Source organism: Rhizobium sp. B230/85, assembly GCF_019355735.1.
Classification (GTDB): Bacteria; Pseudomonadota; Alphaproteobacteria; order Rhizobiales; family Rhizobiaceae; genus Rhizobium; species Rhizobium rhododendri.
In genome coordinates this window covers 824,706-844,629 of the sequence record NZ_CP072156.1, presented here as the reverse complement: position 1 = coordinate 844,629, position 19,924 = coordinate 824,706, and the positions used below count along the sequence as shown (strand labels likewise).

At 60.7% G+C, this 19,924-nt stretch carries 13 protein-coding genes; 12 read left to right on the top strand and 1 reads right to left on the bottom strand.

Features of this window, described 5'->3' with window-relative positions:
- Positions 1-29 precede the first annotated feature (29 nt).
- The 11 genes from J5289_RS03955 to treY all read left to right on the top strand — a co-directional run bounded on the left by J5289_RS03955 (position 30) and on the right by treY (position 17,451).
- Positions 30-1,370 carry an adenylate/guanylate cyclase domain-containing protein gene (locus tag J5289_RS03955; protein ID WP_209182589.1) on the top strand — a complete coding sequence of 447 codons (1,341 nt, stop codon included), beginning with the start codon at positions 30-32 and terminating at the stop codon, positions 1,368-1,370.
- A 153-nt stretch (positions 1,371-1,523) separates the two neighbouring features.
- Positions 1,524-3,410: an ABC transporter ATP-binding protein gene (locus tag J5289_RS03950; RefSeq protein WP_209182588.1), complete on the top strand. Its 1,887-nt coding sequence runs from the start codon at positions 1,524-1,526 to the stop codon at positions 3,408-3,410.
- A complete protein-coding gene (locus J5289_RS03945; protein ID WP_209182587.1) occupies positions 3,404-5,323 on the top strand; it encodes an ABC transporter substrate-binding protein in 1,920 nt (639 codons plus the stop codon). Before J5289_RS03950 ends, J5289_RS03945 begins: the two co-directional genes overlap by 7 nt.
- Positions 5,316-6,314: an ABC transporter permease gene (locus J5289_RS03940; RefSeq protein WP_142823796.1), complete on the top strand. Its 999-nt coding sequence runs from the start codon at positions 5,316-5,318 to the stop codon at positions 6,312-6,314. The genes J5289_RS03945 and J5289_RS03940 overlap by 8 nt, the downstream gene beginning before the upstream one ends.
- Before the next feature lie 29 nt (positions 6,315-6,343).
- The gene (locus tag J5289_RS03935; protein WP_161990930.1) at positions 6,344-7,486 is read left to right on the top strand and encodes an ABC transporter permease; all 1,143 of its coding nucleotides are present in this window, start codon (positions 6,344-6,346) and stop codon (positions 7,484-7,486) included.
- Between the two features lie 99 nt (positions 7,487-7,585).
- A complete protein-coding gene (locus J5289_RS03930) occupies positions 7,586-8,800 on the top strand; it encodes a glycosyltransferase family protein (protein ID WP_209182586.1) in 1,215 nt (404 codons plus the stop codon).
- 10 nt (positions 8,801-8,810) lie between these two features.
- Entirely contained in the window at positions 8,811-10,076 is a 1,266-nt protein-coding gene (locus tag J5289_RS03925; RefSeq protein WP_209182585.1) for a glycosyltransferase family 4 protein, read from the top strand.
- Positions 10,073-11,203, top strand: a complete 1,131-nt coding sequence (locus tag J5289_RS03920; RefSeq protein WP_209182584.1) for a glycosyltransferase family protein — start codon at positions 10,073-10,075, stop codon at positions 11,201-11,203. The genes J5289_RS03925 and J5289_RS03920 overlap by 4 nt, the downstream gene beginning before the upstream one ends.
- A 169-nt stretch (positions 11,204-11,372) precedes the next feature.
- Entirely contained in the window at positions 11,373-14,090 is a 2,718-nt protein-coding gene (locus J5289_RS03915; RefSeq protein ID WP_142823791.1) for an ABC transporter ATP-binding protein, read from the top strand.
- A 36-nt stretch (positions 14,091-14,126) separates the two neighbouring features.
- Complete coding sequence (locus J5289_RS03910) at positions 14,127-14,600, top strand: Crp/Fnr family transcriptional regulator (RefSeq protein WP_111216298.1); 474 nt, start codon at positions 14,127-14,129, stop codon at positions 14,598-14,600.
- Positions 14,601-14,802: 202 nt separating this feature from the next.
- Positions 14,803-17,451 (top strand): malto-oligosyltrehalose synthase, encoded by a 2,649-nt coding sequence (treY, locus tag J5289_RS03905; protein ID WP_209206777.1) that lies wholly within the window; start codon positions 14,803-14,805, stop codon positions 17,449-17,451.
- Between the two features lie 21 nt (positions 17,452-17,472).
- On the opposite strand, the gene J5289_RS03900 is transcribed toward treY, so the two are convergent.
- Entirely contained in the window at positions 17,473-18,615 is a 1,143-nt protein-coding gene (locus tag J5289_RS03900) for a fumarylacetoacetate hydrolase family protein (RefSeq protein ID WP_209182582.1), read from the bottom strand.
- Between the two features lie 264 nt (positions 18,616-18,879).
- Here J5289_RS03900 and bcsN point away from each other — a divergent pair, with 264 nt between their 5' ends.
- The gene (gene bcsN / locus J5289_RS03895; protein ID WP_209182581.1) at positions 18,880-19,800 is read left to right on the top strand and encodes a cellulose biosynthesis protein BcsN; all 921 of its coding nucleotides are present in this window, start codon (positions 18,880-18,882) and stop codon (positions 19,798-19,800) included.
- The last annotated feature ends 124 nt before the right edge of the window (positions 19,801-19,924 follow it).

Below are 19,924 nucleotides of genomic sequence, written 5' to 3'. Positions count from 1 at the left end.
AACCGACGCCACTCCAGAGAACCGCTTGCATGACGAACTCCTTTCCCAGCGTCTCCGACATTTTTCTCGACAAGGTGGCGGAGTGGCTGACGCAGGCGGCGCTGACAGGTGAAAACCTCGAGAACGTCGTGCGCGGTTTCTGCGACCGGATTTCCGCATCCGGCCTACCGATTGCCCGTGTGCATCTGACGTTTTCGATGCTGCATCCGCTTTATGATGCGCTGGGCTTCACCTGGCGTCGCGCCAGCGGGCTGACGATCGAAGGCTATCGCCATTCCGGCGAGAAGCCGGAGCGGTTCCTGCAAAGCCCCTACTACCATCTGCTGACCAGCAATCTCGACTATATGCGCCGCCGCATCGACGGCGACGGGCCGCTTGACTTCCCGATCTTCGAGGAACTTCGCAAGGAGAAAGTTACCGACTACATTGCCTTCGTGCAGACCTTCGGTGACGGCTCGGCGCAAGGCATGATGGGTTCGTGGGCGACAGATGGCGCAAGCGGCTTCAGCGAAGAGATGATCGGCGCCCTGCTGCGGATGCAGAACCATCTGGCGCTGGCAGCCAAGATGGCGGTGCTCGGCAAGCTCGCCAACAATATGCTGACCACCTATCTCGGAGGCGATGCGGGCAGACGCGTGCTGAACGGCCAGATCCGGCGCGGCGACGGCGAGACTATCCGCGCCGCCTTGGTGATGGGAGACATGCGTCAATCGACGGTATTTGCCGAGAAAGAGGGGCGCCAGGCGTATATCGACACGCTAAACGCGTTCTTCGACGCGATAGCCGCGCCGTTCAACCGGAACGGTGGCGAAATCATGAGTTTTCTCGGGGACGGATTTCTGGCGGTGTATCCCTGCGACAGGCACAGGGACCCGTCGAAGGTTGCCTGCCGGGCAGCGCTTGCCGCGGTAGCGCAGGCGCAGATGCGTGTCGCGCAACTGAACGAGGATCGCCTGTCCAGGAAGCTAAACCCGATCAGCTATGGCATCGGCTTGCATGTCGGCAATGTTATGTTCGGCAACGTCGGCCTCAGGGACCGGCTGACGTTCTCCGCCTTCGGCTCCGCCGTCAACGAAGTGCAACGACTGCAATCGCTGACCAAGAAGTATTCCCGCGAAGTGGTCGCCAGCAAGGCATTCGTTGGCTATAGCGGCGGCGATTGGGTAACGCTCGGCGAAGAAAAGCTTCGCGGCGTACGCCAGAAACTGACTGTACTTCACCCGAAGCCGGTCGTTACATCGCAGGGTGATCAGGATGTTTTCTACGATGCCGCGACGGACGGGTTATCCGAGGCAGAGCAAGTTATTCTTCTGCATCGCGACGCCAAGAAACAGGATATCCGGCGGCAACCCGGAAAAATCGTCCAGTAGAGCCAAGCATAAGCTCCTTCGCGCCATTCTGATAGGTATCTGAAGACGAAGCAGATTTCTGTCGGGAGACTGGAACCGGCGAACTGGACACCCGTTATAGCCTACGTTAGTGTGCCGGCGCGGGTCACAGGTGATACGGGGAAATTCTTTTGCATGGCGCCTGAGACGGACTTGCTGCGTATCGAAAATCTCGACGTATCGTTTTCGCTTTACGGCGACAAGCTCTCCGTCGTCAAAGGCGCCAGCCTTCGGATCCTACCGGGCAAGGTGACCGCACTGGTCGGCGAATCCGGGTCCGGAAAGTCGATCATAAGCCAGGCAATCATGGGCATTCTGCCCACTCCGGCTGTTGCATCCGGCAGGATTTTGTTCACCGACCCAAAAAACGGCGTCACCACCGACATCTTGAGCCTGTCGCGCGACAGCGCCCCCATGCGGGCTCTTCGCGGCGGGAGGATGGCGACCATTTTCCAGGAGCCGATGACGTCGCTGTCCCCGCTTCACACGGTTGGAAACCAGATCAGCGAAGCGCTTCGGATACACAGCACCGCGACCAAAGAAGAACAGCGCCTCAAGACCGAGGAAATGCTGGAGCTCGTGGGCTTTCAGGACCCCAAGCGTACCTTCAACATGTATCCGTTCGAGCTTTCCGGTGGGATGCGCCAGCGAGCGATGATCGCCATGGCGCTGATCTGCAGCCCGGCGCTGCTGATCGCCGACGAGCCGACGACGGCGCTCGACGTGACCATCCAGGCGCAAATCCTCACCCTGCTCCGCGATCTGCAAAGCAAGATGCAGATGGCGATGCTGCTGATCACCCACGATCTCGGCGTGGTCGCGAACATGGCCGACGAAGTGGTTGTCATCTACCACGGCGAGGTGATGGAGGCCGGTCCCGTAGAGACAATCTTCAGGAACCCGCAACATCCCTACCTGAAAGGACTGATGTCTGCCGTACCGCATTTTGACATGAAGCCCGGCGAGCGGCTGAAATCGCTGCGCGACGTGCCTGTCAACATCGATACATTCTCCGCAAAGCGCAAGAGCGAGCCGGCAGGACCAGAAGTGCTGCTGACGGTCCGCAATCTTGCCAAGACTTACAAAACAAAAAGGCGCGGCCTTTTCGACAGGGGTACCGGGTCCGAGATGCGCGCTGTCGACAATGTCAGCTTCGATATTCGTCGGGGCGAATGCCTGGGACTGGTTGGCGAAAGCGGCTGCGGCAAGACAACGGTCAGCAAGATATTGATGCGCGCCGTCCAGCCGGACAGCGGTACCGTCGTTTTCAACGACGGCCACGGCGATGTCGATGTGCTGTCGGCGAGTGGCGACGAGTTGATGGAAATGCGCACCAACATCCAGATGGTATTCCAAGATCCGGTTTCGTCGCTCTCGCCGCGCATGACGGTGCGCAATATTCTCAGCGAGCCTCTGGAGATACATGGGCGCGGCGACAGCGCAGACCGCAAACAGAAGGTCTCGGCGCTTATGCGCGCCATCGGCCTGGACGAACGCTACCTCAGCCGCTATCCACACAGCTTTTCCGGCGGGCAGCGCCAGCGTATCGGCATCGCCCGGGCACTGGCTCTCGGTCCGAAGCTGCTGATCCTGGACGAACCGGTCTCGGCGCTCGATGTCTCCGTGCAGGCGCAGATTCTCAACCTGTTGAAGGACCTGCAGAAGGAACTCGGGCTCACATACCTGTTCATCTCGCACAATCTCGCCGTCGTTGACTACATGGCCGACCGCATTGCCGTGATGTATCGCGGACGCATCGTCGAGATCGCGCCCCGGGGCATCATCCTGCGCGACCCGGTGCATCCCTATACACGTTCGCTGCTTTCCGCCGTCCCCTTCCCCGACCTCGACCGTCCTCTGGATTTTGCCGGGCTGCAAGCAGTCGGCCCGAGCTCGAAGCGAGACTGGGGGCCTAACTTCGCCGAGGCCGAAGGCGAGGAACTTGCCTACGCAGATCTCGGCGATGGCCATTTCGTTCGCGCCCATCGCGACGCCAACATCCAGGAATTGCGCACGTGGTAACCCGTCGGACGTTCCTTGGTGCAATCGCCTCGACCATGCTGCCGACGTTTTCGGCGCGCGCTGCAGATCGCGATATCGAGCCGGAATATCTTCGGCCATGGCTCGATGCAGCCCAGATGCCAGCTATGGCCGACCGCCTGCCGGACCGCCCTCGGGTTGTCCAACTGAAGGCGATGGGGCGCCAGCCCGGCCAATATGGCGGCTCGGTGCGGACCATCATCGGTGGGCAGAGCGATCTCCGGTTCATGACGATCTACGGCTACGCGCGACTGATCGGCTATGACGAAAAGTTGCAGATGCAGCCGGACATCCTCGAATCCTACGACGTCGAAGACGACCGTGTATTTACGTTCCACCTCAGGCCCGGCCATAAATGGTCGGACGGCGCACCGTTCACCGTCGACGATTTTCGCTACTGGTGGGAAGACGTCATCCTCAACAAGCAGCTCACTCCGGGCGGCGGTGCTCTGGAACTGAGGCCGCATGGCAGCCTGCCGAAGTTCGAGGTGATCGATTCCCTGACTGTGCGCTACTCCTGGGACAAACCGAACCCCAATTTTCTGCCGATCATTGCTGCCCCGCAGCCGCTGGTGCTTGCCGGGCCTGCCCACTACCTGAAGCAGTTCCACAAGAAATATCAGGACGAGATCAGGCTGTCTTCGCTCATGAAGGAAAATCATGCGCGCAAGTGGCAGGAGATGCACATCAAGATGGGTCGCGCCTACCGTCCGGAAAATCCGGCCCTGCCGGTGCTGGATCCTTGGCATAACACCACCGCGCCACCGGCCGAGCAGTTCGTTTTCGAGCGCAACCCGTATTTTCACCGCGTCGACGAGAACGGGCGGCAGCTTCCCTATATCGATCGCTTCGTTCTGAACGTCAGTTCGTCGTCGATCATTGCCGCCAAAACCGGTGCCGGCGAAAGCGACCTGCAGGCGACCGGCATCGATTTCGACGATTATGCGTTCCTGAAAGACGCCGAAAAGCGCTACCCGGTGAAGGTCAACCTCTGGAAAATGGCGCGCGGATCGCGCGTGGCGCTGCTGCCGAACCTCAATTGTGCCGACAAGGTCTGGCGCGATGTATTCCGCGACGTCAGGGTACGCCGGGCGCTGTCCATGGCGATCGACCGTCACGAGATCAACATGGCGGCTTTCTATGGCCTCGGTGCTGAAAGTGCCGACACCGTGCTGCCCGAAAGCCCGCTTTTCAAGCCGGAATACGCCAAGGCCTGGGTGAACCATGACCCGGCCCAGGCCAATGCCCTGCTCGATGCTGCTGGCCTCGACAAGCGCAACGCAGATGGCCTGCGCCTGCTGCCCGACGGGCGGCCGATGGAAATCACCGTTGAGACAGCGGGCGAAAGCACGCTCGACACCGATGTGATGGAGCTGGTCACCGACCATTGGCGGAAGATCGGCATTGCGGCCTTCACGCGCTCGTCGCAGCGCGACATCTTCCGCAGCCGGGCGATGGGCGGGCGCATCATGATGTCCATCTGGTACGGGCTCGACAACGGCGTACCGACGGCAGACATGAACCCCGGCGAACTGGCACCGACGATGGACGACCAGCTTCAATGGCCGCTCTGGGGCATGTATTACCTGTCCGGCGGAAGCCAGGGGGTCGCCCCCGATGTTCCCGAGGCTGCGCAGTTGAACGAGCTCCTGGCACAATGGGGTATCGCGGCCTCATTCGAGGAGCGGACGGAAATCTGGCAAAAGATGCTGGCGATCTATACCGAGCAGGTCTTTTCGATCGGGTTGATCAATGGCACCCTGCAGCCCATCCTGCACTCCAGGCGGCTGCAGAACGTGCCCGAAAAGGCACTCTACGGCTTTGACCCGACATGCTTCCTCGGCATCTATATGCCCGATACCTTCTGGCTGACGGAGGACCGTCCCGGTGCTTAGATATATCGTCTGGCGTATTGCCGTCATGGTCCCGACGCTGCTGGTTATCTCGATGCTGGTGTTCACCATCATCCAGCTGCCTCCGGGCGACTTCTTCGAAAGCCAGATTGCCGAACTGCAAGCCCAGGGCGAGACCGCCAACCTTCAGGAAATACAGGAGCTTCGCAAGGAATACGGCCTGGATAAGCCAGTGGCGGTCCAGTATGTCTACTGGGTGGCCGGCATGCTGCACGGCAATTTTGGCTACTCCTTCGAGTATCAGCTACCCGTCTCTCAGGTGGTCGGCGACCGACTTTGGCTGACCATCCTCGTGTCGTTCACCACCATCCTGCTGACATGGCTGATCGCGTTTCCCATCGGCATCTATTCGGCGACGCATCAGTACAGCTGGAGCGACTACAGCCTGACGTTTCTTGGGCTGCTCGGGATCGCCATTCCGAACTTCATGCTGGCGCTCATCCTGATGTATTTCGCCAATGTCTGGTTCGGCGTCTCCATCGGCCACCTTATGGATCAGAAATATCTATCCCAACCGATGAGCTGGGAGAAGGCGAGTTCCATCCTCTCGCATCTGTGGATCCCCGTCGTCATCGTCGGCACGGCCGGTACCGCCGGCATGATCCGGAGGCTGCGCGCCAACCTGCTTGACGAGATGCAGAAGCAATACGTCATCACGGCGCGGGCCAAGGGTCTTCACCCGCTGCGTGCGCTGATCAAATACCCGCTGCGTATGGCTCTTAACTTTTTCGTCGCCGATATCGGTTCGATCCTGCCGTCGATCATCTCGGGCGCTGAAATAACAGCGATCGTGCTGTCGCTGGAGACCACCGGGCCTATGCTGATCAAGGCGTTGCAGAGCCAGGACATGTATCTTGCCGGATCGTTCCTGATGTTCCTCGCCGTCCTCAATGTCATCGGCGTGCTGATTTCCGACATAGCCCTTGGCTTTCTCGACCCCCGTATCCGCTTGCAGGGCAGGAGCATCCGTTGACCTCATCCTTGCCAGAACCCGGGGCGCCGATGCAGCATTACGTCTCGACAGCGCCATTCGACCCGATGCAGTTCGAGGCGATGTCGGCCGGCCAGACGCGCTATCACATGGCGTCGCAAAAGCAGCTTATGTGGTGGAAATTCAAGCGCCACCGGGTGGCTGTCGCCTCCGGCATATTCCTGCTTTTCCTCTACGGCGTCGTTATCATCGCCGAGTTCATTGCGCCCTACGGCCTACACACACGCAATGTCGACTTCATCCATGCACCGCCCCAGGCGGTCCACATCTTCCATGACGGAAAGCTCGTGGCGCCTTTTGTCTACGGTCGCACCATGTCGCTCGATATCGAGACGCTGCGCAGGTCCTATACGGACAAGCCTGACGACGTGCAGCCGATCCGCTTCCTCTGCCGTGGGGATGCCTATAATTTCTGGGGCGCCATTCCCTCCAACATCCATCTGGTCTGCCCGGCTGTGGGCGGGCAGATGTATCTGCTGGGAACGGACAGGCTCGGGCGGGACGTGTTCTCGCGGATCATCTACGGTGCACGCATTTCGCTCACCATCGGCCTGATCGGCATATCCATCAGCTTCATCCTCGGCATCGTGCTCGGCGGACTTGCCGGTTATCACGGTGGCTGGTTCGATCTCCTTGTGCAGCGGGTTATCGAAGTCCTGCAATCGTTACCGAGCCTGCCGCTGTGGATGGCGCTGGCGGCGATCATGCCGGTGACCTGGAGCCCGATCCTGGTCTACTTCGGGATCACCATCATTCTCGGCATTCTCGACTGGACCGGGCTTGCGCGCGCCGTCCGCTCAAAACTCCTGTCCTTGCGCGAAGAGGATTATGTGCTGGCGGCACAGTTGATGGGCGCCAAATCGCGACGCATCATCGGCCGCCATCTCGTACCGGGCTTCATGTCGCACCTGATCGCTACCGCGACGATTTCGATCCCGAGCATGATCCTCGGAGAAACCGCGCTGAGCTTTCTGGGCCTTGGCCTGCGACCCCCCATCACCAGCTGGGGTATCCTGCTGACAGAGGCCCGAAGCGTCAGCGTTATCGCGTTTTATCCTTGGCTTCTGTTCCCGATGATTCCAGTAATTCTTGTGATACTTGCCTTCAATTTTCTGGGAGATGGCTTGCGCGATGCTGCCGATCCCTACAAATAGCGTGTGGTGCGGACGCAAAACAGCGCGCACGGCGCATGACGGCATTGGCTCCCTCTTGCAAACTAACTGCGAAAGACGTTTGGACTTGAGGTTTTGCCCATGAAACGGCGCGTTGAAGATGCACGCATACTCATGTACAGCCATGACACGTTCGGGCTCGGACACCTGCGCCGCTGCCGGACGATCGCGCATTCGCTGGTCGGCGACTATCGCGGGCTGAACGTCCTCATTATTTCGGGCGCAACCATCGCCGGTGCCTTCGACTACCGTGCCCGCGTCGATTTCGTCCAGGTGCCGAGCGTCATCAAGCTCAAGGACGGCGAATACACCTCCATGGCCGGCGACGTCGACCTGAAAGACACGCTGAAGATGCGCCAGGCGATCATCCGCCAGACGGCCGAAAACTTCCAGCCGGACATCTTCATCGTCGACAAGGAACCGCTCGGCCTCAAGGGCGAGGTCGAGGAAACGCTGCAATACCTGAAGGCACGCGGCACGACGCTGGTGCTCGGCATGCGCGATGTGATGGATGCACCGCATCTGCTCGATGCCGAGTGGAAGAAGAGCAACATGCTGGAAAAGATCGACCAGTACTACGACCGGGTATGGGTCTACGGGCCGCCCGATTTCTACGATCCGCTTCTCGGCCTCGACGTTCCCGCCGGCGTAAGGCGGAAAATGGACTTTGTCGGCTTCCTGCAGCGCAGCGTTCCGCAAGGCAAGAAATCCGAGCACGTGCCGGATGAGGACTACATTCTGGTGACAACAGGCGGCGGCGGCGATGGCGCGGATCTCGTGCGAGATATCGTCAATGCCTACGAACAGGATCGCTCGCTGCAGTACAAGACGCTGATCGTGCTCGGACCCTACATGCCGGCCCGTGAGCGGACCGAACTTGTCGAGCGTGCCAACAAGATCAGCTGTCTCGAGGTGATCGAGTTCGACAAGCGCATGGAAGAACTGATCGATGGTGCGACGGCCGTGGTCGCCATGGGTGGCTACAACACCTATTGCGAAATCCTGTCTTTCGACAAGCCGGCGCTTATCATCCCGCGGACGCGGCCGCGCGAGGAACAACTGATCCGCGCCCAGCGGGCGAGTGCAATGGGACTGGTCGACATGCTGCTGCCCGAGGAGTCCGAGGACGCATTGCAGTTATCGGCAGCCTTGAAGAAGCTGGTCAATCGTGCACCTCCATCCAAGAGCGGTGAGAAGAACATGCGGCTCGAGGGTCTCGTCAACATCTCGCAGATCGTCGGCGAGTGGCTCGACGGGCGGGAGAGCTATCCCTCGCTTTCCGTCGTCGGTGAGTAGAGCGCAGCCATTGCCTATCCGAAAGAAAATACTGGTCGTCCTCAAGGGCTATCCCCGGCTGTCGGAAACGTTTATCGCCCAGGAGCTGCTTGGGCTGGAGCAGGCGGGCTTCGACCTGACGCTGATCTCGATGCGCCGTCCCACCGACAAGAAGCGGCACCCGGTCCACGACGAGATCAAGGCGCGTGTCGTCTACCTGCCGGAATATCTGCACGAAGAGCCGTTGCGCGTCGTCAAGGCGCTACTATCGGTCAGGCACCGACCCGGCTTTCGGCAGCTGCTGCGCCAATTCTGGGCCGACCTGAAGCGTGACCCGACGCGCAACCGATTTCGCCGTCTCGGCCAGGCGATGGTGCTGGCGCATGAATGGCCTGACGGAGCCGAGTGGCTGCATGCCCATTTCATTCACACCCCCGCCTCCGTCACCGCCTATGCAAGCATTCTCACCGGCACCCCCTGGACCTGCTCTGCGCATGCCAAGGATATCTGGACGTCACCCGACTGGGAACTGACCGAAAAGCTCGGACAGGCGCGATGGGCGGTGACCTGCACCCATAGCGGTTTTGACCACATGCGAACTTTGACGCCATTCAAGGAGCGTGTGTACCTAAGCTACCACGGTCTCGACCTCGCCCGTTTCAGCCCTTCCGAAGTTGAACATTCCAACCGCAACGGCAGCGATCCCGCTGCACCCGTGTTGCTGCTCAGCGTCGGCCGCGCCGTCGAGAAAAAGGGCTACGACGTGCTGCTGCGGGCGCTGGCGCTGTTGCCTGAGACGCTCCACTGGCGCTTCGAGCATATCGGCGGCGGTGACCGGTTGGCTGACCTGAAAGCACTGGCGGACAGTCTCGGTATTGCCGACCGCATCATCTGGAAGGGTGCGATGGCGCAGGAAGAGGTGCTGGCACACTATCGACGTGCCGATGTGTTCGCGCTTGCCTGCCGCGTTGCTGCCGACGGCGACCGCGATGGGCTGCCAAACGTGCTGGTCGAGGCCTCCAGCCAGCGTCTCGCCTGCATCTCGACGCGGGTTTCCGGCGTTCCGGAACTTTTGATCGACGGCGAGAATGGGCTGCTGGTGTCTTCCGAAGACCCAACCGGCCTGGCCCGGGCTCTGGAAACCGCAATCCGCGACCCTGCCCTTCGCGACCGTCTGGGTTTGGCTGCCGAGCGGCGGGTGCGCGAGAACTTCGACTATCATTCCAGCATCCGACACCTCAGCCGGCTGTTCGAAGAGGAATGGCAAAAAGACGACAACCGGAAGCAATCGGCGTGAGTGGACCAAAGGTATTCTTCTACGTTCAGCATCTGCTCGGCATCGGCCATATCGCCCGTGCAAGCCGCATTGCGAGCGCGCTCGCGCGTCGCGGCTGCAGCGTTACGCTGGTGACCGGCGGTTTGCCGGTCGCTGGATTTCCGGGCGACGACGTCACCTCAATTGCCCTGCCTCCGGTGGTGGCTGCGACATCGGGATTTTCAGGACTTGCCCACAAGGATGGCACGCCGGTTGACCAGGCATTCCTGGACGACCGCCGCGACCGGCTGCTTGCGACCTTTCATGCGACGCGACCGGACGTCGTCGTCATCGAGGCCTTTCCCTTCGGCCGTCGGCAAATGCGGTTCGAATTGCTGCCGCTGCTCGACGCCATCGAGACGGCAAAGCCGCGGCCAAAGCTTTTCACCTCGGTGCGCGACATCCTGCAGCAGCAGAAGAAGGCGGGGCGCGACGCTGAAACCGTTGCCACGCTCGACGCCCATTTCGACGGCGTGCTGGTCCATGGCGACCCCCGTTTCGTACGTCTTGAGGAAACGTTTCCATTGGCCGCCGATATCGCTGGCAAGATACGCTACACCGGACTTGTGGCACCGGCGATGCCACCGGAGCCGGCCGAGGTGTTCGATATCGTCGTGTCCGCCGGCGGCGGCGCGGTTGGGCGCGATCTCGTCCGCGCCTCTCTCGACGCGGCGAGACGCGTGGCGACCGACCGGCGCTGGTGCCTGATCGCGGGGCCGAACATGCCCGAGGCGGACTTCATGGCCCTTCAGAACGAAGCTCCGGCCAATACGCAACTGGTTCGTTTTCGCAGCGATTTCCCGTCGCTGCTGCGTGGGGCCGAGCTATCGATCTCGCAGGCGGGGTACAATACGGTCTGCGACCTGCTCGTGACCGGCTGCCGCTCTATCCTCGTACCGTTCACCGCCGGTGGTGAAACGGAGCAATCCGTCCGCGCCGAACGGCTGGAAGCACTCGGTCTGGCGACAGCTTTGCCGGAGGCAGGGCTTACGGCCGAGATGCTGGAACAGTCAGTTGCAACAGCACTGCAGAAACCAAAGCCGGCTTCGCATTCTATCGACCTGGATGGCGCCGAAAAGACGGCCGTTATCGTTCAAGATGCTGCCTGACCGTTGCAGCTTTGACCTCGTTTTGCAGACTGTTGTGATATAAGCTCGAAGGCGGGGAATCGGAATGGATCGCCGCCATGGCATTTCGCATTTCGAGCGACAGGGAAAAGCGGCATGCGAGAGGAAGACGAGCGTGGCGACCCCCGAATTTAGAAGCATGCGGTAAGCAATGGAAAAAAGCCTCGCCAAATATATCTGGTCGAACACGCGCCTCGAGCAGATATGGATCCTGCTCGTCGTTGCTGCGTCCATGGTGCCTTACTTCCTGTCCTTCGACCTGCCAAAGCAGATCGTCAACGGCCCGATCCAGGGCAAGGGCTTCGAGGGCGAAGGCGCCACGCAGTCCTTCATGCATATCGCCTACGACATCCCCTTTGTTGGCCATATCGAGGTATTCAAAGGCCTGAAGCTCGACCGTTTCGAGATGCTGATCGCTCTCAGCCTGGTGTTTCTGGCCCTGGTGGTGCTGAACGGCCTCTTCAAACTCTACATCAATACCTACAAGGGTAGGCTTGGCGAGCGGATGCTGCGTCGCATCCGCTTCGAGCTTGTCGATCGGGTGCTGCGCTTTCCGCCTTCGCATTTCAAGCGCGTCAAGGCGGCTGAAATCGCGACGATGATCAAGGACGAGGTGGAGCCTCTCGGCGGGTTTACCGGAGACGCATTCGTCCAGCCCGCGCTGCTCGGCGGGCAGGCGGTCACCGCTCTCATCTTCATCATCATGCAGAATTTCTGGCTCGGTATGATCGCCGCCAGCATCGTCGCGGTGCAGGCGGTCGTTATTCCCCGCATGCGCAAGCGACTGCTTGAGCTTGGCCGCCAGCGCCAACTGACGGCGCGCGAACTTTCTGGCCGAGTTGGCGAGATCGTCGATGGCATCGGCACCATCCATGGCAACGACACGTCCAACTTCGAGCGGGCCGATATTGCTGCCCGGCTGGGGCTGATCTTCTCGATCCGCTACGACCTCTATCAGTGGAAATTCCTTGTCAAGTTCATCAACAACTTCCTGGCCCAGGTCACGCCGTTCCTGTTCTATTCGATCGGCGGGTTTCTCGCCTTGCAGGGGCGCCTGGACATCGGCCAGCTGGTCGCGGTCATCAACGCCTACAAGGATCTGCCGGGACCGCTCAAGGAACTGATCGACTGGGACCAGTCGCGTCAGGATGTCCAGGTAAAATACAATCAGGTGGTCGAGCAATTCAGCGTTGACCGGCTGATCGACCCGCGCATCCAGGTCATGGACCCCAAATCTCCGGCACGGCTGGAGCATGCGCTTGTCGCCACCAACCTGACAATCAGCGACGACAGCGGCGCCCGTGTTCTCGACCATGTCTCGCTCGAGATCCAGCCCGGTGAAACCGTGGCGATCGTAGGCGAGAGCGGCAGTGGGGGCGAGTATCTGGCCGAGGCCTTCGGACGGCTGGTCTGGCCGGACAGCGGCAAGGTGACCGTCGATGGGCACGACATCCTGGAATTACCGGAATCGGTGACCGGCCGACGGATCGCCTATGCCGGCTCGGACACCTACTTCTTCCACGGAACGTTGCGCGACAACATTCTCTACGGCTTGAAGCATGCCCCGCTGACGACCGTCACCTATGAGGGCGAGGCCGCGGTGCGCAACAAGTGGGCGATTTCGGAGGCCAAACGCGCCGGCAACCCGTCTCTCAGCCTCGACAGCGACTGGGTCGACTACACATCTGCCGGGGCGACCGGGCCGGACGACCTTTACAGCGTCATCCGACCAGTGCTCGATTCGGTGCTGATGTCGCAGGATATTCTCGACATGGCGCTGCGCTCCACAGTCGATACTGAGACGCACAAGGACCTGACCGAACGGATCGTCGAACTGCGCCATGCGCTGATCGAGCGGCTGAAGGAGCAGGATCTCGACGGGCTGGTCGTGCCGTTCGAATTCACCGCCTACAATACGCAGGCGACGGTGGGTGAAAACCTGCTGTTCGGCACGCTTAAGCGTCCGCTGATGACCAACAGGAAGCTCGCTGCACATCCCTATTTCATCAAGCTCTTCCAGGACAGCGGCCTGAACAGCGAACTCTACGACATGGGCATCGAGATCGCCGAAAATACAGTCGAGTTGTTCAACGACCTGCCGCCGGACCACCCTTTCTTCCAGCAGCTCACCTTCATGACGGCGGACGACATTCCCGACTATCAGGCGCTGCTGCAGAAGCGGGGCGGCCGCAACTTCGAGACGGCGACGCCCGAAGAGCGGGCATCGATCATTCGTCTCAGTTTCTCCTACATCGAGCCACGCCACCGCTTCGGTCTGCTCACCAAGCAGTTGATGAACAAGATCGTCGAGGCACGTACGGAGTTTCACAAGCATATCCCGGCCGATCTGAACGCTGTCATCGAACGCTATGACCCCGAGCGCTTCACGGCTTCGGCCACATTGATGGACAACGTGCTGTTTGGGCGTATCGCCCACCAGCAGGCCGATGCGCCTGAGCAGATCCATGTGATCATGCGCGATCTTTTCGACAGGCTGGGCCTGCAGGACAGCGTATTGGCAATCGGCCTCGATTTCGACGTCGGCTCCGGCGGCAAGCGCCTGACCAACGTCCAGCGCCAGAAGCTGAACCTTGCCCGCGCGCTGCTGAAGCGCGCCGACTACCTGATCTTCAACAGGCCGCTGGTTGCGCTCGACCATCGCATCCAGGACCAGATCGTCCGCACCGTTCTACGCGACATCGAAAACAGCGACCACAACCCGGCTATCATCTGGGTTCTGTCGAATGTCGCGCTAGCGGAGCAGTTCCACCGCGTCCTGGTATTTCAGGGCGGCACGCTGGCCGAAAGCGGCACAACCGAAGATCTTTTGCAGCACGACGGGATGTTCAAAGAACTTTTATCGTTATAGGCTATCTGGCGGCGGTGATCCCGGGGTTGAACGCGCATGCTGTTAAGAGATGAAGTCGAAATGTTGCGGCGAGTGCCGATTTTCGCACGCATTGCGCCGGCGAAGCTGAAACTGCTTGCCTTCACCTCCGATCGTGTCAGCTACCGTGCTGGCCAAATACTTTTCCACCAGGGCGATCTTGGCGACGCTGCCTATGTCGTGCTGGCAGGAACCGCCGATATCCTGGTCGATACGCCGACCGGTGAGATCAAGGTCGCCGATGTCGATGTCAATTCGATTGTCGGAGAAATCGCCATCCTCTGCGACGTCTCCCGTACTGCGACCGTCAAGGCCACCTCGAATGTCGAGGCACTGCGGATCAGCAAAGAGCACTTCCTCAAGCTGCTCTCCGACTTCCCCGAAATGGCCGTGGATATCATGAGGGTGCTAGCCGACCGCCTCAACCACACCACCGCAGAACTGACTGCTGCGCGCAGCCAGCCGGCATTGCAACCGGCACCGACCCACTAGACCGAGGCGCCTGCGCCACCCCGCATCGTCAGTGGACGGAACTTATTTTGCTTCCGCAAGTTTGCAGGTCGAGGCTTCACCGAGAGGCTAAGGGCATTGCGTTGCCGGTTAATTCGTTTCCATGCGGCCTGAAATTGGCTCCTGGGAGCGTAACTTGCTGACCACGCTACCCGACGGCCTTCCCACTCTGCCAGGTATCCCCATGACTTTGCCCAATTCTACCTACCGCATCCAGTTTCGCGACGGCATGACTTTCGACCATGCCCGGAAAATGGTTCCTTACCTTCGCCAATTGGGCATCAGTCACCTCTACGCGTCACCGATCTTCACCGCGACCAAGGGTTCCACCCACGGCTACGACGTCACCGACACCAACGAGATCGATCCCGCGATTGGCGGCCGCGAGGGGTTCGACAAGTTGTCGGAGGCACTTCGGGAAGCCGACATCGGCCTGCTGGTCGACATCGTTCCAAACCATATGGCCGCCTCGCTGGAAAATTCGTGGTGGCGCAGCGTCGTCGAGTGGGGTGAGGAAAGCCCCTTCAGCCAGCATTTCGACATCGACTGGAGCCGAAAGCTGACGTTGCCTATCCTCGGAAAGCCGCTGCAGGATGCGTTGGGGGCAGGCGAACTGAAGCTGACGATGGACGCGGATGCCGGCACGCTCACTGTTGCTTACTACGAGCAGCGGCTGCCACTGTCGCCGAGCACCTATGCCGCCGTGCTGTCGCGACTTGATCTCCCGGTCGTCGCTGCAATGTGCACTCTGGCGTCTGATGCAGATCCACGGCGGGAGACGGAATTTCACCAAAGCATGCGCGACATGCTCTCTGGCGAGGCGGCAGACATAAACAAGGCGCTCGAGCAAAAGTTCAGCGACCCGGCTTCGCTTCAGGCCGTGCTGGATGAGCAGCCCTGGCGGCTGATCTATTGGAAGGACGCACCGCGCGAGCTCAGCTATCGTCGCTTTTTCGAGGTGACTGGCCTTGTAGGCTTGCGCGTCGAAGACCCGGCTGTTTTCGACGATGCACATCGATTGACACTCGAACTGGTGCGCAGCGGTGCAGTCGATGGACTGCGGCTGGATCATATCGACGGGCTGGCAGATCCGGCCGGCTATCTCGAGCGTCTGCGGAGTGCCGTCGGTGAGGATACCTATATCGTCGTCGAGAAAATCCTCGCCGAAGGAGAGACGCTGCCGGAGGCGTGGCCGATCTCCGGAACCACAGGCTATGAATTTATCACCACCTTGCCCGACGTTCTGGTGAACACGTCTGGAATGAAGGCAATCACCGAGACCTATCGGGAAATTGCCGATGGTGAGCCGGAATTTGCCGAGGGCGCGCTGGCTGTCAAGGCGATGCTTGCCCGGAAAAACTTCGCTGTTGAAACCAACAATTTGCTGAAGCTGCCTCTGAGTGTCGGAACGATCAATGGCGACGTGCCCGAGCAAGCGGCACTGGAACAGGCGCTGGTGTCTCTGCTTGTCGCCTGCCCGGTGTATCGGACCTACGGGACGGATGGCGCCCTCGACGCGGCCGATGGCGCGATGTGGAGGACTATCGTGGAAACTGCGGGCGGCTCATCCGAAAAGCCGGACCACGCCGCGTTGTCCTTCGTCGACAAGGTATTTCAAGGCAATGTGCCACCGGAGGCCAAGGCGGATGCGCTCGAATTCCGACGGCGCTTCCAGCAATTGACGGGGCCTTTGACGGCGAAGTCTATCGAAGACACGATGTTCTATCGATATAACCGCCTGATCGGCCTGAACGAGGTCGGCGGCGAACCTGCCGCCAGTGAATTTGCACTCGAGCGCTTCCACAATGAGATGGCCAAGCGGATGGAGACGCAGCCGGCCGGCCTCTCCGCAACATCGACACATGACACGAAACGCGGCGAGGACGGGCGGGCGAGGCTTTATGCGCTTACCGAAGCGCCGGAGGCATGGCTGGATGGCGTGGAGCGCTGGCGCAAGATCAATGCCGCCACCGGCGCTTCCCTGCCGGGTGGCGCCGCGCCGGAACCACGGCTCGAATGGATGCTCTATCAGGCACTCGCCGGTGCCTGGCCGGCCGACCTCGCGCTCGAAGCGCCTGCTCCGGCCGACTTGCCCGACCGTTTCCTTGCCTATGTCGAGAAAGCGCTGCGCGAGGCCAAGCAGCGCACCAACTGGGGCGAGGAGGATGGTGCCTACGAGGACGCCGTAAAGGCTTTCGCGGCCAATCTGCTTGCAAGCGACAATGCGGCTTTTCTGCAGGACTTCCGCAAGACGCTGCAGCCGTTCGTGCGGGCGGGCCTGTTTAACGGCCTGACACAGACGCTCATCAAGCTGGCAGCTCCAGGCATACCCGACATTTACCAGGGCGCAGAGCAACTGGATCTCAGCCTCGTCGACCCCGACAATCGCCGCCTGCCGGACTTTGCACGCCTGGGTGAGGACCTGGCCGTGCCCCTCCAGATACGCGATGAGAGCGCGCTTGCCCGGGGACTCTTCAAGCAGCGCCTCGTCCAGAAGGGCCTTGCGCTCCGCAACGCAGAGCCAACGCTGTTTGCTAAAGGCGATTATCAGCCATTGGCCGTCACCGGTGAACGCGCCGCCAACGCCATCGCATTCCTGCGCAGCCACGAGAACAAAATGGTCGTCGCCATTGCTCCTCGGCTTGTTTTCGGACTGGGCGAAAGCGAATGGCCGTGCGGCGATTACTGGCGAGACAGTGCGATCGCCTTGCCCGAGCGCGCTGTCGGCAGAGTGCGAAATTTCATCGACGGTACGGTCCACGAGACAGGCCAGCCGCTGAAACTGGCAGCTCTGCTGGCCACTTCACCAGTGGCGCTGCTCGTCTCCGAGTAGCCGCAGCGAGCGAGCGGCTTCCTAAAGCAGGCCCCTCGACGCCAGATTGCGCATGAGTTTTGTAATGCCTGAAGTCCAGGGCGGGCAATCGGTCGACAGCATGACGCGGTTACGCAGTGCGCCCAGCTTGTCGTTCGAAATCGTCACGACATCGCCGATCTTGTGGGTAAAGCCCTGCCCCGGCACGTCGCGGTCCTCGACCGGCGCGAAAAGCGTCCCCATGAACAGCACCATTCCGTCGGGATACTGGTGATGCCGCCCGATTGTCTGGGAGACAAGATCGAGCGGATCACGGCTGATCTCCTTCATCGAACTCTTGCCGTGCAGCACGTAGCCGTCCTCTCCCTCGATTGTGAGATCGAGGTCGGCATTGCGGACGTCGTCGATGGAATAAGTATCGTCGAACAGCCGGATGAACGGCCCGATCGAGCAGGAAGCATTGTTGTCCTTGGCCTTGCCGAGCAGCAGGGCAGAGCGGCCCTCGACGTCACGCAGGTTGACGTCGTTACCGAGCGTTGCGCCCTTGACGCGCCCCTGGCTATCGACGACCAGCACGATTTCCGGCTCTGGGTTGTTCCATTTGGAAATGGGGTGCAAGCCGACATCGGCACCGTGACCGACGGAGGAGAGCACCTGCGCCTTGGAGAAGACCTCGGCATCCGGGCCGATGCCGACTTCCAGATATTGCGACCAGACGCCATCCTCGATCAGCGCCGCCTTGACCTTTGCGGCCTCCGGCGATCCCGCCTTCAGATTGCGAAGGCTGTCGCCGATGATGGACGTGATGCGGCCGCGAATGCTGTTCGCTAGATCCGGATTACCGGCAGCGCGCTCCTCGATTACCCTCTCCAGCATCGAGCGCGCGAACGTGACGCCGCAAGCTTTGACGGCCTGCAGGTCGATCGGCGCCAGCAAGCTGTGGGGCGATTTGGCGTCCGCCGAAAACAGCGCCTCGAGGCTGCCGACAGCTTCGCCCACCTGCGTGCTTAGAAAAGCGACGGGATCGTCCATTTCCAGAAGGGCGGAGACGGTCGGAATATCTCGTGACGTGACGTCGTAGACAGTGCCGTCGCGGATAACGACAACGGATGGACCGTCCTTGGCCGCATCCCAGATGCGCCCGATGAAGCTTCCCGCTTCGAACATGCCGATATCGCCTGCCATTTTGCCGTCTCCTGCCCTGATTTTTCTGAATGGCGCGCTGCACTCCCGGGCATCACGCAATCTCGAGGGCATGTTCTTCATCCACGCTGGCTTGTCAATTGTCGCCGGAAAGGCACGCGTGGCAGAAGATTTCATTCGCGACGGGGCCCTTCAGCGCACCCACCAATACCCGCAAAACGATGTTCATGTTGCTTATGTAGCGCATTTGGCTATTTCATGCGCATGGTCCCTCGTTCTCTGATTCGGCATGTCGCGCCGTCACGCATGACAAAAGGTGTCTATGGCGCGCTGTGGCTCACGGCGGCGCTGGCGATATCCGGCTGCGCGTCGAAGGATGGGATCCGGGTTCCCGGTCCCGCGGAGACGGTGACGAGCGACAAGGCTTTCGCGCTGCCACCTCCGGGCGGTCCCTCGATCGTCAATGTCGTGCAGCACTCCTACAACAACGCCGTCCAGCAGGACATCTACCTCTTTACCTCAGCCGCAACCTCGGGGCAGAACGATCTGCAGGTGACGTTCTTCGGGCCGGTCGGTCTCGACTACGACAACCGCAAGGGCCTCGGCTATGCCTCGATCCGCGACAGCACGGTCGACAGGGATATGCGTCGTGCGTTGCCTGGCGTGGCGATGGTTCGGTCCGGCATCTACGTCCAGAACAACTACGGACCGTTCGGCTATGCCACGGGCAAAAGTGCACAAGGCGACACCTGCCTCTATGCCTGGCAGCAGGTGCGCTCCAGCGACAATGCTCGTGGTGCTTTTCAGAATCGCGGTACCGTGCAGGTCCGGCTGCGACTCTGCGACACCCATGCAACCGCCGAGCAACTGCTTCGTGTCATGTATGGCTACACCATCACAGGCACTTTCCCGGCACCCGGCTGGAACCCGTATGACAGCGCTCCACCGGTCGATCCGACGCTTGGCCGCACCGGCAACCCCATCTACCCGGTGGTATCGCCTACGAGCGCCGGCCAGTTGCCAGCCGCTTTCCAATTGCCGGCGACGTCACCTGGCATCCCACCGCAAAGCCCGCGCAGCGTAGAACCGCGCGCAGCACCGCGTCCGGTCGCGCAACAGCAGGCACCCGCGCCGGCGCCCAGGGGGCCGGTCGTTCCGTCGCCGATCGGCGACGACAAAAGCAGCACGACAGCGGCTCCGGCGGTCATTGTGCCTGCTCCTAACTAAGGTCTTGCGATTATATCGATCAAGAGACGAGTAGCATGAACGGTTTGTCAACCATCCGGTGTCACGGTGCTTGGTGTCGTCGCCATGATCGCGTCGTGCTTAAGTGTTGACTTGAGGTAAAGGA

Excerpts from the sequence above, each read along its gene's own strand:
- J5289_RS03955 (WP_209182589.1), top strand. The coding sequence starts at position 30 with ATGACGAACTCCTTTCCCAGCGTCTCCGACATTTTTCTCGACAAGGTG.
- J5289_RS03950 (WP_209182588.1), top strand. The coding sequence starts at position 1,524 with ATGGCGCCTGAGACGGACTTGCTGCGTATCGAAAATCTCGACGTATCG.
- J5289_RS03935 (WP_161990930.1), top strand. The coding sequence starts at position 6,344 with ATGCAGCATTACGTCTCGACAGCGCCATTCGACCCGATGCAGTTCGAG.
- J5289_RS03930 (WP_209182586.1), top strand. The coding sequence starts at position 7,586 with ATGAAACGGCGCGTTGAAGATGCACGCATACTCATGTACAGCCATGAC.
- J5289_RS03915 (WP_142823791.1), top strand. The coding sequence starts at position 11,373 with ATGGAAAAAAGCCTCGCCAAATATATCTGGTCGAACACGCGCCTCGAG.
- J5289_RS03910 (WP_111216298.1), top strand. The coding sequence starts at position 14,127 with ATGCTGTTAAGAGATGAAGTCGAAATGTTGCGGCGAGTGCCGATTTTC.
- treY (WP_209206777.1), top strand. The coding sequence starts at position 14,803 with ATGACTTTGCCCAATTCTACCTACCGCATCCAGTTTCGCGACGGCATG.
- J5289_RS03900 (WP_209182582.1), bottom strand. The coding sequence starts at position 18,615 with ATGGCAGGCGATATCGGCATGTTCGAAGCGGGAAGCTTCATCGGGCGC.
- bcsN (WP_209182581.1), top strand. The coding sequence starts at position 18,880 with ATGACAAAAGGTGTCTATGGCGCGCTGTGGCTCACGGCGGCGCTGGCG.